General features: G+C 61.7%; 14 protein-coding genes. 8 read left to right on the forward strand and 6 right to left on the reverse strand.

Annotation, left to right across the window (positions count from 1 at the left end; all coding sequences use genetic code 11):
- Positions 1-7: 7 nt before the first annotated feature.
- From BVH06_RS05210 to BVH06_RS05235, 6 genes are all read right to left on the reverse strand, one after another.
- Positions 8-334, reverse strand: coding sequence for a thioredoxin family protein (locus tag BVH06_RS05210; RefSeq protein WP_075931938.1), 327 nt, complete (start codon positions 332-334; stop codon positions 8-10).
- Positions 335-393: 59 nt separating this feature from the next.
- Entirely contained in the window at positions 394-705 is a 312-nt protein-coding gene (locus BVH06_RS05215) for a YgaP-like transmembrane domain (protein WP_075931939.1), read from the reverse strand.
- Between the two features lie 148 nt (positions 706-853).
- A complete protein-coding gene (locus tag BVH06_RS05220) occupies positions 854-2182 on the reverse strand; it encodes a CitMHS family transporter (protein WP_371915267.1) in 1329 nt (442 codons plus the stop codon).
- A gap of 59 nt (positions 2183-2241) precedes the next feature.
- Positions 2242-3558, reverse strand: a complete 1317-nt coding sequence (locus tag BVH06_RS05225; RefSeq protein ID WP_075931941.1) for a dicarboxylate/amino acid:cation symporter — start codon at positions 3556-3558, stop codon at positions 2242-2244.
- A 60-nt stretch (positions 3559-3618) separates the two neighbouring features.
- Positions 3619-4701, reverse strand: coding sequence for a 4-oxalomesaconate tautomerase (locus BVH06_RS05230; protein WP_075933442.1), 1083 nt, complete (start codon positions 4699-4701; stop codon positions 3619-3621).
- A gap of 389 nt (positions 4702-5090) precedes the next feature.
- Positions 5091-6011, reverse strand: coding sequence for a LysR family transcriptional regulator (locus BVH06_RS05235; protein WP_075931943.1), 921 nt, complete (start codon positions 6009-6011; stop codon positions 5091-5093).
- Between the two features lie 212 nt (positions 6012-6223).
- Between BVH06_RS05235 and BVH06_RS05240 the strand changes: the two genes are divergently transcribed.
- The 8 genes from BVH06_RS05240 to BVH06_RS05275 all read left to right on the forward strand — a co-directional run bounded on the left by BVH06_RS05240 (position 6224) and on the right by BVH06_RS05275 (position 15442).
- Positions 6224-7309: a 4-oxalomesaconate tautomerase gene (locus tag BVH06_RS05240; protein ID WP_075933443.1), complete on the forward strand. Its 1086-nt coding sequence runs from the start codon at positions 6224-6226 to the stop codon at positions 7307-7309.
- 33 nt (positions 7310-7342) lie between these two features.
- Positions 7343-8605: an OprD family porin gene (locus BVH06_RS05245; RefSeq protein ID WP_075931945.1), complete on the forward strand. Its 1263-nt coding sequence runs from the start codon at positions 7343-7345 to the stop codon at positions 8603-8605.
- A 45-nt stretch (positions 8606-8650) separates the two neighbouring features.
- Positions 8651-9631: a tripartite tricarboxylate transporter substrate binding protein gene (locus tag BVH06_RS05250; protein WP_075933444.1), complete on the forward strand. Its 981-nt coding sequence runs from the start codon at positions 8651-8653 to the stop codon at positions 9629-9631.
- Positions 9632-9724: 93 nt separating this feature from the next.
- Entirely contained in the window at positions 9725-10180 is a 456-nt protein-coding gene (locus BVH06_RS05255) for a tripartite tricarboxylate transporter TctB family protein (RefSeq protein ID WP_075931947.1), read from the forward strand.
- Between the two features lie 4 nt (positions 10181-10184).
- A complete protein-coding gene (locus BVH06_RS05260) occupies positions 10185-11702 on the forward strand; it encodes a tripartite tricarboxylate transporter permease (protein ID WP_075931948.1) in 1518 nt (505 codons plus the stop codon).
- A 51-nt stretch (positions 11703-11753) separates the two neighbouring features.
- Complete coding sequence (locus tag BVH06_RS05265; RefSeq protein WP_075933445.1) at positions 11754-12725, forward strand: D-2-hydroxyacid dehydrogenase family protein; 972 nt, start codon at positions 11754-11756, stop codon at positions 12723-12725.
- 881 nt (positions 12726-13606) lie between these two features.
- Positions 13607-14767 (forward strand): outer membrane beta-barrel protein, encoded by a 1161-nt coding sequence (locus BVH06_RS05270; protein ID WP_075931950.1) that lies wholly within the window; start codon positions 13607-13609, stop codon positions 14765-14767.
- A gap of 135 nt (positions 14768-14902) precedes the next feature.
- Complete coding sequence (locus tag BVH06_RS05275) at positions 14903-15442, forward strand: polysaccharide biosynthesis/export family protein (RefSeq protein ID WP_075931951.1); 540 nt, start codon at positions 14903-14905, stop codon at positions 15440-15442.

Genomic DNA, 15442 nt, shown 5'->3' on the forward strand with positions numbered 1-15442 from the left:
GACGAGTTCAACCCTCGCCGACCAGTTGCTCGAGTGCCTCTTCGATCACGCTGTCGCTGGTAGGCCGCACCAGGCGAGTGACCTCCACGCCATCGCGCAGCAGCACCAGCGTCGGCCACAGCTTGACCCGGAAGGAACGCCCCAAGGGCCGGCCACTGCCATCCTCGATTTTCAGGTGGCGCACTTCGGGGTAATCCGCCAGCACCTTGGCCAGCAGCGGCTGAGCAGCCTGACAATGACCGCACCAGTCGGTACCGAACTCGAGCACGGTCATAGCGGGCATCGCCTGCACCTCGGCGGATGTCGGGGCTGTGGCGCTATAGGAATTGCTCATGGGATCTCCTCGCCGCGAAACCGCCCCGATCAGGCGGGGCGGTGCGGGGTTGCAGCGTATCAAACGCCGTCGGTGACTTTCTTGACGACCGGCTTGACCCGCTCGGCGATCTCGCCTTCCAGGCGGCTCACGGTATCGGTGATGCGGTCCACTTCGGGGCGCATCGAGCGGGCGTCTTCCATGATGCTCTTGAGCCGGCAGTGCCCACTCAGACCGCGAGCCACCAGCATGCCGCCGAATGCTGCGCGCATCAGGCCGAGCACGCCACCGCGCTTGAGGCCGCCGCGGGCCATGGCGATACCGCTGCCGATGGACAGCGCGCGCTCCCAACCCTGGACGTTACTGCTGCCTTGTTTATCAGATATGGACATCGCGTTCGCTCCGCTCGGTGATTGATATGCAAACGACTGACCGAAGCGGCCTGGCGTTCGACCCCGCCGACAGGCGGATGAACGGCCGTCCATGAACGAAAATGGCTGCCCGAGGGCAGCCATCCGTGCAAAGCCGCTTAGCGCCCGATCACACCATGAAGGAAATGGCCCCGGTGATCACCGCCACGAAGGTGATGGCCAGGGACAGCAGCACCGCCCACTTGACCGTAGCCCTCTGGAAGTCGCCGATGTCCTTGTCGACCATGCCGACCAGCAGCAGCGTGGACGCAACCAGCGGGCTCATCAGGTGTACCGGCTGGCCGAGGATCGACGCACGGGCGATTTCCAGTGGGCTGATGCCATAGGCCGCTGCCGCCTTCGCCAGGATCGGCACCACGCCGAAGTAATAGGCATCGTTGGACAGCACGAAGGTCAGCGGCATGCTGGTGATCGCCACCACCATCGGGAACAGGTGCCCCCAGGATGGCGGGATCATGTCGACGATGCTCTGTGCCAGCGCGTCGACCATCTTGGTGCCCGAAAAGATCCCGGCGAACACGCCAGCGGCGAACACCAGCAGCACCACGGTCATGGCATTGCCGGCGTGGGACAGGATGCGCTCTTTCTGGATGTCGAGTTGCGGGTAGTTGATCATCAGAGCGATCACGAAACCGACCAAGAACAGCACCGCGGCGTGGGCCAGGCCCATTACCAGAGCGGTCATCACCGCCACCACCAGCAACAGGTTGATCCACACGAAGCGCGGGCGCTTGTAAGGCTGATCACCAAGAATTTCCTTGATGTAGCAATCACCGCCGCCGGTCTGCAGCTCGGTATTGCCGATGCGAGCACGCTCCTTGCGACCGAGGATGTAGGCGATCAGCACCACGCACGCGGCGCCGGCGGCCATGGTTGGCAGCAGCGGGATGAAGTACTCGGAGGCGTCCAGCCCCAGAGCGGCGATGGCACGGGTGGCCGGGCCGCCCCAGGGAGTCATGCCGCTCATGATGCTCAGCGACAGCATCGATACCGTGGCGAGAATCATCGGGTTCATGCCGATGCGCCGGTATAGCGGCAACATCGCCGCGCAGGTGATCATGTAGGTGGTGGTGCCGTCGCCGTCCAAGGCCACGGTCAGCGACAGCAGCGCGGTACCGACGGCGATCTTCACCGGGTCGCCATTGACCTTGTGCAGGATCACGCGGATCAGCGGGTCGAACAGGCCGGTGTCGATCATCAGGCCGAAGAACAGGATCGCGAACAGCAGCAACGCTGCCGACGGCGCGACCATCTTCAGACCGTCGAGAATCATCTTGCCGGTGGAATCACCGAAGCCACCAGCAATGGCGAAGACGATGGGAATGAAGGTGAGTGCCACGATGGGCGACATGCGCTTGGACATGATCATGTAGGTGAACACGACCACCATCGCCAACCCGAGTAGAGCGAGCATCTGAATTCTCTCTTGTATTGTTATTGAGACGAGCGTCGGATGCCGCGCCGATACAGCCGGCGCGGCAGAATTTTAGTTGGCCTTCACTTCAACGGCGACTCGGCGGGGGCGGCCGGCTGCCAGCCGGGCTGCTGCTCTGCGCCTGGCGGCTGCGGGCGTTCGTCGAGCACGGCGTGCAGCGTGCGACGATCACAGGCGCCTTCGGAAATCGACACCACCACGGTGGCCACTGCGTTACTGGCCAGGCTGGTGAGCGCACGGGCTTCGGACATGAAGCGGTCGATGCCGATCAACAGCGCCAGGCCGGCCAGCGGCAGGTCGTGCATCACCGACAGGGTCGAGGCCAGCGCCACGAAACCGCTACCGGTGACGCCGGCGGCGCCTTTCGAGGAGAGCAGCATCACCGCCAGCATGGTGACGATCTGGGTGAGCGACAGGTCGATGTTGCAGGCCTGGGCAATGAACACGGCAGCCAGGGACAGGTAAATGGCCGTGCCGTCGAGGTTGAACGAGTAGCCGGTCGGCAGCACCAGGCCGACCACCGACTTGCGGCAACCCAGGGCCTGGAGTTTTTCCAGCATGCGCGGCAATACCGGCTCGGTCGACGAGGTGCCGAGCACCACCAGGAACTCTTCGCGAAAATAGCGCAGCAGTTTCCACAGGCTGAAGCCGTACAGGCGGCACAGGCTGCCGAGCACCACGAAGACGAAGAACGCGCAGGCGATGTACAGCGTCATGATCAGCTTGGCCAGCGAGCCCAGCGAGGTGATGCCGTACTGGCCGACGGTGAACGCGATGGCGCCAAAGGCGCCAATCGGCGCGAAGCGCATCAGGTACGAGAAGATCTTGAAGACCATCTTCGAAGCGGCTTCGAGCACGTCGAGCACCGGCTTGCCCGCCTCGCCGATCGACGACAGGGCGAAGCCCGACAGCACGGCGATGAACAGCACCGGCAGCACCTCACCTTCGGCGAATGCGCCCATGAACGTGTTGGGGATGATGTGCATGAAGAATTCGACCACGCCGAGCTTGGCCGCCGAATCGGTGTACTGCGACAGCCCTGCTGTGCTCAGCTTGCTGGGGTCGACGTTCATGCCCACGCCCGGCTGGAACAGGTAGACCGCGCACAGGCCGATCAGCAGGCTGAGTACGGTCAGGCCGAGAAACAGCCCCAGGGTCTTGCCCATCAGGCGGCCAAGCGCGCTTTTCTCCGTCATGCCGGCGATGCCGGTGACGATGGTGCAGAACACCACGGGCGCGATCATCATCTTCACCAGCTTGATAAAGGCATCGCCCAGTGGTTTGAGAGCAGTGGCTTGCTGCGCCCAGAAGTGCCCGACCAGTACGCCCAGCAGCACGGCGCAGAGGATCTGGAAATATAACGATCTGACGACTTTCATCAGGCATCACCCATTTATAGAAATTGTTCGGATGCGCAAATTTTCGTGCGGGCCGGTCGCTCAACCGGCCAGACGTTGCCCTTCCGGGGCGTGTACCTCTCCGGAAAACAGCCGACGGGCGGTGCGTACCACGGAGGCACGGATCGTCTGGCCGTTTTCACCCACGTACGCCAACGCGACTTCGATCGACCCGCTCGGGTGCTCGATGCGTACGTGATCCAGGCGCTCTGCGTTGTCATCGAGACCCAGCAGGTCGGCGGCCACGGTGTTCGGGCTGACGCAGGCAGTCGCCAGACCGATCGAACCGGTGATCGCCAGGGCGCGATGACAGTTGTGAGGCATGAAGTAACGGACCTGGATGGTGCCGCCTGCCGATGCAGGCGCCAGCAGGACCGGCTTGGGAATGACTTTTTCACTGACGTCGCCCAGGCCCATGGCCAGGCCCGCCTGCAGGCGGATCGACTCGAGACGGGCGAGAAAGGCACTGTCGGCGTCCAGCTCGGCGGGTGATTCCTGGCCGGACTTGCCCAGGCTGGCGGCGTCGATCAACACCATCGGCATGGCCATGTCGATGCAGGTGGTTTGCACGTCATCGAAACTGTCGCGGGTGTTGCCGGTGGGGAACAGCTTGCCGGTCTTGCTACCCGCCGCGTCCAGAAAGGTCAGCTCGATGGGCGCGGCAACGCCCGGTACGCCGTCGATGCGGGTATTGCCGGCATAGGTGACCACACCGCCCGGAGTCTGCACTTTCGAGCAGACGAAGGTGCCGGTGTTGAGGTTGCGAATACGCACTTCGGTGGTCGACGAGCCGGCCTTGATCAGGCCCTGCTCGATGGCGAACGGGCCGACGGCGCACAGCATGTTGCCGCAGTTCGGCGCGGTATCCACACGGCGCTGGGACACCATGACCTGCACGAAGAGGTAATCGACATCCGCGTCCGGGTGGCTGGACGGGCTGACGATGGCGACCTTGCTGGTCTGCGGGCTGCCGCCCCCGATGCCGTCGATCTCCAGTTCATGCCCTGCCCCCATTACAGACAGCAGCACTTCGTTTCGCTCGTCAATCGACTCAGGCAAGTCGCTGGCAAGGAAAACCGGCCCTTTGGAGGTGCCTCCGCGCATGAGCACACAGGGGATTCGCATGACTTTCTCTCTTGTACTGATCAATCAGGCCGATTGATGCCTTGAGCAAAAGAGTCACACGCGCTGACAATTCCATCAAATGCAAAGATTTCAGAATTTAATGCGCCATGCGCATCAAAAGAACTCTTTGATTAGCTGCGTGCGAAACGCTTAATCGCACGAAAGCCGTCAAGATAGCGCTTAAAATCTTGGTATATCTGCAAATTTAAGAAAATGACCATCGTGACAACTGTCATCAGCGAATACATCGCTGTGGCCATATGGCGCTGATCCAATCAACAAAACAGGCTGTCCATTGACAAAAAAATCGGCAAGATTCCGCTCAAAAAACGCCACCCGTGGGCAGCGCTGTTCTTGAATGCAATTTCGCCAACTGATCTCGCGATGGCTTACGCAGGCTTGTCGGTGCCCAGTGCGGTGTAGCCAGGCCACTGCTTGAGCAGGGTATCGACGAACTGCTCGGCGGCCGGGGACAGCGAGGAACCATGGCGCCGCACCAGGCCCAGGGTACGGCTGATCACCGGGTCGACCAGCGGACGCTGCACCAGTATCGGGTGATCCTCGACCGGCATCGCCAGGCTCGGCATGGCGGCGATGCCCAACCCGGCCTCGACCATGCCCAGGGACGTGGACAGGTGCTGAACCTCGTAGAACCAGCTGGGTCGCCAGTCCAGGTGTGCGAGGCCATGATCGAGCAGGACGCGGTTGCCGCTCAAGCGCCCGACGCCGATCAGGCGGTAGTCACTCAGCTCACGCCAGGCCACTTGCGGCTGTTCGGCCAGCGGGTGATCGCGCCGGCAGGCCAGCACGAAGGGTTCGTTGACCAGCGGCGTGAAATCGATCTCGGCGTGCTGACCACTGAGCATGTTGATGCCGAAATCCGCCTCGCCACGCAGCACCGCTTCCAGGCCCTCGTGGGCACTCAGGTCTAGAATGCGGATGCGAATTTTCGGGTACTGACGATTGAAATCGCGAATCACCGTAGGCAGGAAATAGAACGCCGCGGTGGGGATGCACGCCAGCGTCACCTGGCCGGACTGGCGCTCGGCCAGTTCGCGAATACCGAGAATCGAGCGTTCGAAATCGTCGAGCAGGCGCCGCGCCTTGGGCAGGAAATCACGACCGACCGCCGTGAGGCTGACCCGCCGCGTGGTGCGATCCAGCAGTTGGGTGCCAAGCCCCTCCTCCAGCTTCTGCATGCGTCGGGTAAGGGCTGGTTGCGAGAGATGGATGGCGTTGGCCGCTTCGTGAAAATTGCCGAACTCGGCGATCTTGACGAAGGCGCGCAGGTCCTGAAGTTCGTAATTCATGCAAAAAACCTATCAATTCATATTTTTATTTTTCAGCGCAGATTAGTGCATTAAACAACATCTGGCGATTTGCACCCAATGGAAGATCATCACAGGCGCATTAATGCATCTAAATTATCAATAAACAAAATATATGCAATTTACAAAACAAACGGCGATAACCACCATTTAGGGAAAGCAACAATAAGCAAATTTATTGCACTGGAGACATCATGCAAGCCATCCCCTGCGTGCTGATGCGCGGCGGCACCTCTCGCGGCCCGTTCTTTCTGGCCAACCACCTGCCCACCGATATCGCTGCACGAGACGAGCTGCTCCTCAACGTGATGGGTTCCGGCCACGAGCTGGAAATCGATGGCATCGGCGGCGGCAGCCCGCAGACCAGCAAGGTCGCCATCGTCAGCACCTCCGACCATCCCGACGCCGATGTCGACTATCTGTTCGTGCAGGTCATGGTCAATCAGCGCCGCGTCGACACAGCGCCCAACTGCGGCAACATGCTCTGCGCGGTCGGCCCGTTCGCCATCGAGCACGGCCTGGTCAACGTCAGCACACCGGTCACCCGGGTGCGTATCCGCAACCTCAACACCAATACGCTGGTCGACTCGGAAGTGCAGACGCCCAAGGGCAAGGTGCGCTACGAAGGTGATACCTGCATCGATGGCGTGCCCGGCAGCGCCGCGCCGATCAAGCTGACTTTCCTCGATGCCGCCGGCGCCAAGACCGGCCAGTTGCTGCCCACCGGCAAGGTGCGCGACAGCTTCGATGGCGTCGCCGTCACCTGCATCGACATGGCCATGCCCATGGTGCTGGTGCATGCCGAAGCGCTGGGCAAGACCGGCTACGAAACCCCGGCCGAGCTGGATGCCGACACCGCCCTGCTCGAACGCTTGGAGCGCATCCGCCTGCAAGCCGGCGCGGCCATGGGCCTGGGCGACGTCAGCCAGATGGTGATTCCCAAGCCGGTGCTGCTTGCCCAACCGCGCAAGGGCGGCACGCTGTCGACGCGCTACTTCATGCCCCACAACTGCCACCGTTCGATCGCGGCCACCGGCGCCATCGGCCTGGCCACCGCCTGCGCACTGTCCGGCAGCGTGGCGTTCGACATCGCTCCCATCACCGGCGCGGCACTGGTACGCCTGGAACATCCGGGCGGCGAGATCGAAGTGTCACTGGCACCCGGCGAAGACGCGCAACCGCACAGCATGCAGGCCTCTCTGGTTCGCACCGCACGCCGCCTGTTCGCCGGCGACGTGTACGTGCCGCAGGCCCTGAGAGGCACGCCCCGCAAGAACTGACGCCAACCAACGCTGCACCACGAGTAAATAATAATGACAACAAAGAACCTGTTTCACGCCGCCGTCACCCCCGCTTTCGTTCTGGCCAGCCTGCCACTGGCCGTCAACACGGCGCTGGCCGATGGCTTCATCGAAGACAGCAAGGCCAACCTGGAACTGCGCAACTTCTACCTCAACCGCGACTTCCGCGACGGTCCGGGGCAAAACAAGCGCGAAGAATGGGCCCAGGGCTTCATCCTCAACATGGAGTCCGGCTACACCAGCGGCACCGTTGGTGTCGGCCTCGACGCACTGGCCATGCTCGGCGTCAAGCTCGATTCCTCACCCGATCGCTCCGGCACCGACCTGCTGCCGCGCGACAGCCAACGACGTGCCGAGGACGACTACAGCAAGCTTGGCCTGACCGCCAAGGTGCGCGTCGCCGACAGCGTGCTCAAGGTCGGCACCCTGATGCCGAAGATGCCCACCTTGCAGTTCAGCAACGCCCGCCTGTTGCCCCAGACCTTCGAAGGCTGGCAGGTGCAGAGCAAGGACATCGAGCGCCTGACCGCTTCCTTCGGGCAGATTTCCCGCGTCGTGCAGCGCGACGTATCAGGCTCCGAGAAGCTGGCCCTGAACAACAAGAACGGCCGTTTTGGCGGCAGCCCAAGCAGTGACCACCTGCGTTTCGGCAGCCTCGATTACGCCCTGACGCCCAATACCCAGCTCAGCTATCACCAGGGCGAACTCACCGATATCTACCGCCAGCACTTCTTCGGCCTGCAGCACACCCTGCCCCTTGGCACGGGCAAGCTGAAGAGCGACCTGCGTTACTTCAACAACAGCGAAAGCGGCCAGGCCCGCGCCGGCAATATCGACAACCAGGCGTACAACGCCATGTTCACCTACAGCCTGGCCGGCCATGCGCTGGGCCTGGGCTACCAGCAGATGCGAGGCGACGAGGGCTTCACTTATGTAGACGGCGCCACGCCGTATCTGACCAACTTCGTGCAGATCAACGATTTCGCCGGGCCTGACGAGCGCTCCTGGCAAGTGCGCTACGACTACGACTTCAGCAAGGTGGGCATTCCTGGCCTGACCTTCATGACTCGTTACGTACGCGGCAGTGGAATCGACCTGGCCAACGGCAGCACCGGTGCCGAGTGGGAACGCAATACCGACCTGGCCTATGCGTTCAGCCAGGGCCCGCTGAAGAACCTCACCGTCACTTGGCGCAATGCGGCCTACCGCGCCAACTTCACCCGGGGAATCGATGAGAACCGCCTGATTCTGAGCTACGCCCTGCCGATCTGGTGATACGGCGAACCACCTGCAAATAACTCCAATACAGGTAAAACACCGATGAAAAACCTCAAACACCGCCTTCTTCTGCCCCTTGCCGGCGCCCTGCTGATGACCAGCCTGCAGACCCATGCCGCACAGCCCAACCGCCCCGAGTGCATTGCGCCCAGCAAGCCGGGTGGCGGTTTCGACCTGACCTGCAAGCTGGCCCAGGCCGGCATGAAGGACAATGACGTGCTCAAGTCGCCAATGCGCGTCACCTACATGCCAGGCGGCATCGGTGCGGTAGCCTATAACGCCGTGGTCGCCAACCGCCGTAACGAGCCCGGCACCCTGGTGGCTTTCTCTGGCGCCTCACTGCTCAATCTGGCACTGGGCAAATACGGGCGCTTCGACGAGAACGAAGTACAGTGGCTGACCACCATCGGCACCGACTACGGCACCCTGGCGGTGCGTGAGGACTCGCCCTACAAGAACCTCGACGACGTGGTGAAGGCGCTCAAGAAAGATCCGAAAAGCGTCGTCGTCGGCGGTGGCGGCAGCATTGGCGGCCAGGGCTGGATGAAGATCGCCCTGCTCGCCAAGGCTGCCGGCATCAACCCGAGCGAACTGCGCTACGCCGCATTCGAAGGTGGCTCCGAGCACTACATGGCACTGATGGGCAAACACGTCGACCTGGTCACCGGCAGCGCCAGCGAAATCGCTTCGCAGAAAGGCAACAACATCCGCACCCTGGCGGTATTCAGCGAGGAGCGCCTGCCGGGCGACCTGGCCGAGATCCCGACCGCTCGCGAGCAGGGTTACGAGATCCAGTGGCCACTGATCCGCGGCTACTTCCTAGGCCCGGACGTGCCTGAAGAACAGGTGCAATGGTGGCGCGAGGCATTCGCCAAGCTAGAGTCCTCACCTGAATTCGAACGCTACATGGTCGACCGCGACGTGCTGCCGATGTACGTGAGCGGCGCGGACCTGCAGGCACTGGTCCACAAGCAGGTGGCCGAATACCGCGAGTTGGGCCGCGAGTTCGGACTGGTCGAATAACCCCTTTCAGGCACCCCTGAAACGCAGGCACACCCCTGCTTTCGGCGGTGCCTTTCGGGCCAGCCGTTCGGCTCTCCCCTACGGAGCACCACCATGCAAGACCGTATCTTTGCGGGCGTCAGCCTGCTGCTTTGTCTCGGCCTCTCGTTGGCCGCCTGGAGCTACCACGCCCCCTTCTCCTACGAACCCGTGGGGCCGCGCGCCTTTCCACTGCTATTGATCGTGATGATCGCCCTGGGCGCCATCTACCTGTTGGTGAAACCCTCACGCGCCAGCGACGAAGCCACCGAGCCGGCGCTGGACCGTCACGTGATCCGCAAGATCGTGCTGTGTATCGTCGCCCTGACGATCTACGCGGCGCTGTTCGAGCTCGCCGGGTTCATCGTCGCCAGCACCGTCTTCGCCATCGCCATGGCACGCCTGTACGAAGGCAGCTGGAAAGCCAGCCTGAGCTCCGGCGTGCTGCTCGCCGTCGGGCTTTACCTGCTGTTCGACAAGGCCCTCGACGTTCCGCTGCCACTCGGCCTGCTTTCCGGCCTGGAGTTCTGACCGTATGGATACTTTCAGCTACCTGGGGCAAGGCTTCGGCGTCGCCCTGAGCCCGTACAACCTGTTCACCGCGCTGTGCGGCACCCTGATCGGCACCATCGTCGGCCTGCTTCCGGGCCTGGGCCCGATCAACGGCGTGGCCCTGCTGATTCCCATCGCCTTCGCCCTCGGCCTGCCACCGGAAACCGCGCTGATCCTGCTGGCTGCCGTGTACTTGGGCTGTGAATACGGCGGTCGTATTTCCTCGATCCTGCTGAACATCCCCGGTGAAGCCTCGGCGGTGATGACCACCCTGGACGGCTACCCGCTGGCCCGTCAGGGCAAGGCAGGCGTGGCATTGTCGATCTCCGCCTGGAGCTCGTTCGTTGGCGGCCTGATGGCCACCTGCGGCGTGGTACTGTTCGCCCCGTTGCTGGCCAAGTGGGCGGTGGCGTTCGGCCCGGCCGAGTACTTCGTGCTGATGGTGTTCGCCATCACCTGTCTGGCCGGCATGGCTGGCAACAAGCCGATGAAGACGGCCATCGCCTGCTGCATCGGCCTGCTGCTCTCGTGCGTCGGCATCGATTCGAACAGCGGTGTATATCGCTTCACCTTCGGCAGCCTGGGCCTGGCCGACGGCATCCAGTTCGTGGTGTTGGTGCTCGGTCTGTTCTCGGTCAGCGAGATCCTCGTGCTGCTCGAACGCACCCACCATGGCCAGAAGGCCATCGAAGCCAAAGGCCGCATGCTGTTCAACCTCAAGGAAGGCCTCTCGGTACTGGCCACCAACCTGCGCAGCGGCGCACTGGGCTTCGGCCTGGGCATCCTGCCGGGCGCCGGTGCGACCCTGGCCAGCGCGGTGGCCTACATGAGCGAGAAACGCCTGGCGGTGAAGGACAACAAATTCGGCGACGGTGACCTGCGCGGCCTGGCCGCTCCGGAAACCGCCAACAGCGCCTCGGCCTGCGGCTCTCTGGTGCCGATGCTGACCTTGGGCGTGCCCGGCTCCGGTACCACCGCGGTGATGCTCGGCGCCCTGACGCTGTACAACATCACCCCGGGCCCGTTGCTGTTCCAGAACCAGCCGGACATCGTCTGGGGCTTGATCGCCTCGCTGTTCGTGGCCAACATCATGCTCATCGTGATGAACGTACCGATGATCAAGATCTTCACCAAGATCCTCGCCGTACCTTACTGGGCCCTGGTGCCGGCCATCGCCATCATCACCTCGATCGGCGTTTACGCCGTGCACGCCACCGCGTTCGACCTGTACCTGATGATCGGCATCGGCGTCGCCGGCTACATCCTGCGCAAGCTGGACTTCCCGCTGTCGGCCATCCTGCTGGGCTTCATCCTGGGCGGTTTGATGGAACAGAACCTGCGCCGCGCCCTGTCACTGTCCAACGGTGACCTGAGCATCCTGTGGAGCAGCTCGATCAGCCTGGCCGTATGGGCGCTGGTGGCTATGATGATAGCCTTGCCCATCTGGCGAATCTGGCGAGCCCGCCGCAACAACGCAGCGGCGCTGCGGAGCGCCAGCTGACCCCCACCGAATCAGGCTCCCTCGGGAGCCTGAACCGTTTTTGGAGCAGCCATGCATATCGTCATTCCCGATGACTACCAGAATGTCATTCGTACCCTCGACTGCTTCGCCACTCTGGCCGATCACCAGGTCAGCGTCTATCACGACGCCGTAGATGACGTGCAGGTGCTGGCCGAACGCTTCGCCGACGCCGATGCGCTGGTGCTGACCCGCGAGCGCACCCGTATAGATGAAGCGCTGCTGGCACGCCTGCCGAACCTCAAGCTGATCAGCCAGACCGGCAAGGTGTCTAGTCATCTGGATATCGAGGCTTGCACCCGTCACGGCGTGGCGGTGATGGAAGGCCGCGGTTCGCCCATCGCACCGGCCGAACTGACCTGGGCGCTGATCATCAATGCGCGGCGCCAGTTGTTCCCGGCCATGCAGGCCATGTACGCCGGCCAGTGGCAGACCAACCTTGGTCAGCGTCTGGCCGGGCAAACTCTGGGCATCTGGGGCTATGGCAAGATCGGCCAACGCCTGGCCCGTTATGCACAGGCCTTCGAGATGCCGGTGCTGGTGTGGGGCAGTGAATCATCACGCCAAGCCGCGGTTGCCAATGGCCATCAAGCAGCCTCATCGCGCGAAGCCTTTTTCGCCGAAGCCGATGTACTCACCCTCCACCTGCGTCTGGCCGAGAGCACCCGGCACCTGGTTACCGCTGCCGATCTGGCGCTGATGAAGCCCAGCGCCCTGCTGGTCAACACCAGTCGCGCCGAACTGGTCGAGCCGGGCGCGCTGCTCGAATCCTTGAACAAGGGCCGTCCCGGTTTCGCAGCGCTGGATGTCTTCGAGCAGGAACCGCTGTTCGATGCGAATCATCCGCTGCTGCGTCATTCTCGCGTGCTGTGTACCCCGCATTTGGGGTATGTGGAGCGCGAGGGTTATGAGCTGTATTTCGGCGATGCCTTCGCCAATGTGCGTGCTTTCTTCGCTGGTGAAAATTGCGTACTGGCCAATCCGTCAGTCGCCTCGAACAAATGAAAAAGACGCGCCGATAAGCAACGCTGCCTTTCTATGTATCGGCGGGCAGTTATCAACGACAGCCTGCCACCCCTACTTCTCCATATATAGCCATGGTTAAGTTCGACAGTGATATCGTCATGCTGCTTCGACCAAACTCCGCAATGGCAGTTAGCCAGCAACTAATGGTTTATGCCTTTATATGAGAAGCGCTTCATTAGAGCCCATTAACAGGCCTGCGCCATTACACGCTACGCATTGCCCAGCGGAAGATTGGACAACATCACGCCAACGCATGACTGGTGGCCAAAGGCCTTCAGGGCAAGGCTTCCAGCCTGTAATCGAGCTGGAAATTTTCGCAATGGCCATATGACTGGCTACTATTGCCAACCATATGAGTGTTCATCAGCAGAAAACTGCCGCCAATATTACGCCAACTATAAGCACTGCTTCTCTGACTATAAATCGATGTTCTTAGCCATGATTTGCCACGGCACGAACATTGCTCACGTTATATATCGGTGACGGCAGTTAATCTGGCTGTCATGCGCCAAGCTTATTATCCAACCGACGAAGTCAGCGCACTAAAAGGATAACCGCGATGTTCAACGGGGCGCTCTACCATGATGACTTACCGCAAGGGCGCACCGGTATGCAGCGAACTCGGCGGTGATGCGCCAGGAACATGCACGAAAAGGTTCAGTGTTTTTTTATGGTGTCGAGGGTCACGAGTTTACTGGCCGCCGGGGAACTTCTTACGAGAGCCGACAACCAATGACTCATGAAAAATGGCCGCAAGTCAATGCGATAGGCAGCTGACATCCCCTTTTGTCAGGCACCCGATCACGATGCCGAGCGGCCTAGCCCATCAAGCGATAGACCCCGGGAAGGGATTTGGCACCATGAAACTCACCAAGATACTGACGGCTTCACTAGCAGGTACGCTGTCTACAGCCAGCTGGGCAACAGACCCACAACACATCGACCTGGCTGGGTTCGAGTTCACGCCAACCCTGAATGTCGGCGAAAGCTACGACAGCAACTACCGCGGCGTGAGCGATAACGTTCGCTCCTCCTGGGTGACCAGCATCAACCCGAAATTCCTCCTTAGCGCCGAGACCCGCAACACCGGCTACCAGCTCGAATACGAAATCGACGATCAGAATTACCACTCCGACGACAACGCCAGCCACACCGATCAGCACCTGCGCTTTCGCAGCATCATGGAATTCAATTCGCGCAACCGCCTGCGCTGGAATCTGGGTTATCACCGCGTCGAGGAAACCACTGACGTGAGAGACCCCGACGACGACGAAAACGACAAGTACAACCGCAGCGTGGCCGGCGCGGTGTACACCTATGGCACCCAGACCGGGCTCAACCAGATCGACTTCGGCGTCAACTACGAGTCCATCCGCTATCGCAACAGCGGCGACCTGAATGAAGACCAGGACCGCGACAGCACCATGTTCAACACCGTCTGGTATCACCGTCTGGGTGGCAGCACCCGCTCCCTGGTGGAGCTGCGCCACACCGTCAACCAGTACGTGCTCAGCGAAAGCGACCGCGACAGCACCGATGACGCCGCGCTGTTCGGCGCCACCTGGGATGCCACCGCCAAGACCTCCGGCACCGTGCGCCTGGGTGCCCAGCGCAAGAATTTCGACAGCAGCAGCCGTCAGGACTACACCAGCCCCATGTGGGAAGTTGGTGTGAAGTGGGAACCGCGCACCTACTCCATCGTCAAACTCGACACGCGTCGCTCTTTCGATGAAGGCGAAGATGGTGCCAGTACCGTTCAGGACACCACCACACGCCTGGGTTGGGAGCACGAATGGTCGGCCTTCATCAGTTCGGAGCTGTTCTATCGCTATTCCGAGCGCGACTACAAGGCAACCGATCGTACGGACGACCGTACCGGCTACGGCCTGGAGCTGACCTATTCGCCGCTTCGCTGGGCTGATGTATCGCTGGGTTACCGCCACACCGAAAACGATTCGAGCGTGCGGGAGAAATCCTATGACCGGAACATCTATCAGCTGTCGTTGAGCTTGAGCCTCTAACACCCGGGCTCCTCAGCAGGGTGACGATGCAGTCGTCACCACCCTTATCAACCTTTTCCCGTTTGTCCTAACAGGCGAGCGGCGGGCGCCCTTTTCCCTGCGCCTGATGACCAAGCAACCACAAGGAGTATGCGGATGTCAGTCCACCATCTGTTCAAAGCCTTCTCGCTGCTGCTGATGCTCGCATTCGCAGCGGGCGCACAGGCCAACCCGCAGTATCGGCTGAGCTCTGGCGACGTGATCAAGATCAGTGTCTTCGGCGAGCCGGATCTGTCCTTCGAGGAAATCCGCCTCAACGATGCAGGCACCTTCTCCTATCCGTTCCTCGGCGCCATCGAAGCCAAAGACAAAACCGCAGCCGACATCGAGCGCATCATCACCGAGCGTCTCAAGGCCGATGGCTACCTGGTCGACCCGCGTGTTTCGGTCGCCGTCTCCACTTACCGCGAGTTCTATATCAGCGGTGAAGTGAAAGCCCCAGGCGGCTACCCCTATCAACCCGGCCTGACCCTGGACCGTGCCATCGCACTGGCTGGCGGCCTGACCGAACGCGCTTCGACCAAACGCATCACCATCGCACGCGGCACGGGTGAATCCCGCGCCTCGGAAAAAGCCACGCTCGACACCCTCGTCAAGCCGGGTGACACCATCACCATCGATCAAGGGTTCTTCTGA

This window comes from Pseudomonas sp. PA27(2017) (genome assembly GCF_001945445.1).
Taxonomy (GTDB): domain Bacteria; phylum Pseudomonadota; class Gammaproteobacteria; order Pseudomonadales; family Pseudomonadaceae; genus Aquipseudomonas.

What these genes read in the sequence shown, in the direction of transcription:
- BVH06_RS05210 (WP_075931938.1), bottom strand. Translation starts at nt 334, where the DNA reads ATGAGCAATTCCTATAGCGCCACAGCCCCGACATCCGCCGAGGTGCAG.
- BVH06_RS05215 (WP_075931939.1), bottom strand. Translation starts at nt 705, where the DNA reads ATGTCCATATCTGATAAACAAGGCAGCAGTAACGTCCAGGGTTGGGAG.
- BVH06_RS05225 (WP_075931941.1), bottom strand. Translation starts at nt 3,558, where the DNA reads ATGAAAGTCGTCAGATCGTTATATTTCCAGATCCTCTGCGCCGTGCTG.
- BVH06_RS05230 (WP_075933442.1), bottom strand. Translation starts at nt 4,701, where the DNA reads ATGCGAATCCCCTGTGTGCTCATGCGCGGAGGCACCTCCAAAGGGCCG.
- BVH06_RS05235 (WP_075931943.1), bottom strand. Translation starts at nt 6,011, where the DNA reads ATGAATTACGAACTTCAGGACCTGCGCGCCTTCGTCAAGATCGCCGAG.
- BVH06_RS05240 (WP_075933443.1), top strand. Translation starts at nt 6,224, where the DNA reads ATGCAAGCCATCCCCTGCGTGCTGATGCGCGGCGGCACCTCTCGCGGC.
- BVH06_RS05245 (WP_075931945.1), top strand. Translation starts at nt 7,343, where the DNA reads ATGACAACAAAGAACCTGTTTCACGCCGCCGTCACCCCCGCTTTCGTT.
- BVH06_RS05250 (WP_075933444.1), top strand. Translation starts at nt 8,651, where the DNA reads ATGAAAAACCTCAAACACCGCCTTCTTCTGCCCCTTGCCGGCGCCCTG.
- BVH06_RS05255 (WP_075931947.1), top strand. Translation starts at nt 9,725, where the DNA reads ATGCAAGACCGTATCTTTGCGGGCGTCAGCCTGCTGCTTTGTCTCGGC.
- BVH06_RS05260 (WP_075931948.1), top strand. Translation starts at nt 10,185, where the DNA reads ATGGATACTTTCAGCTACCTGGGGCAAGGCTTCGGCGTCGCCCTGAGC.
- BVH06_RS05265 (WP_075933445.1), top strand. Translation starts at nt 11,754, where the DNA reads ATGCATATCGTCATTCCCGATGACTACCAGAATGTCATTCGTACCCTC.
- BVH06_RS05270 (WP_075931950.1), top strand. Translation starts at nt 13,607, where the DNA reads ATGAAACTCACCAAGATACTGACGGCTTCACTAGCAGGTACGCTGTCT.
- BVH06_RS05275 (WP_075931951.1), top strand. Translation starts at nt 14,903, where the DNA reads ATGTCAGTCCACCATCTGTTCAAAGCCTTCTCGCTGCTGCTGATGCTC.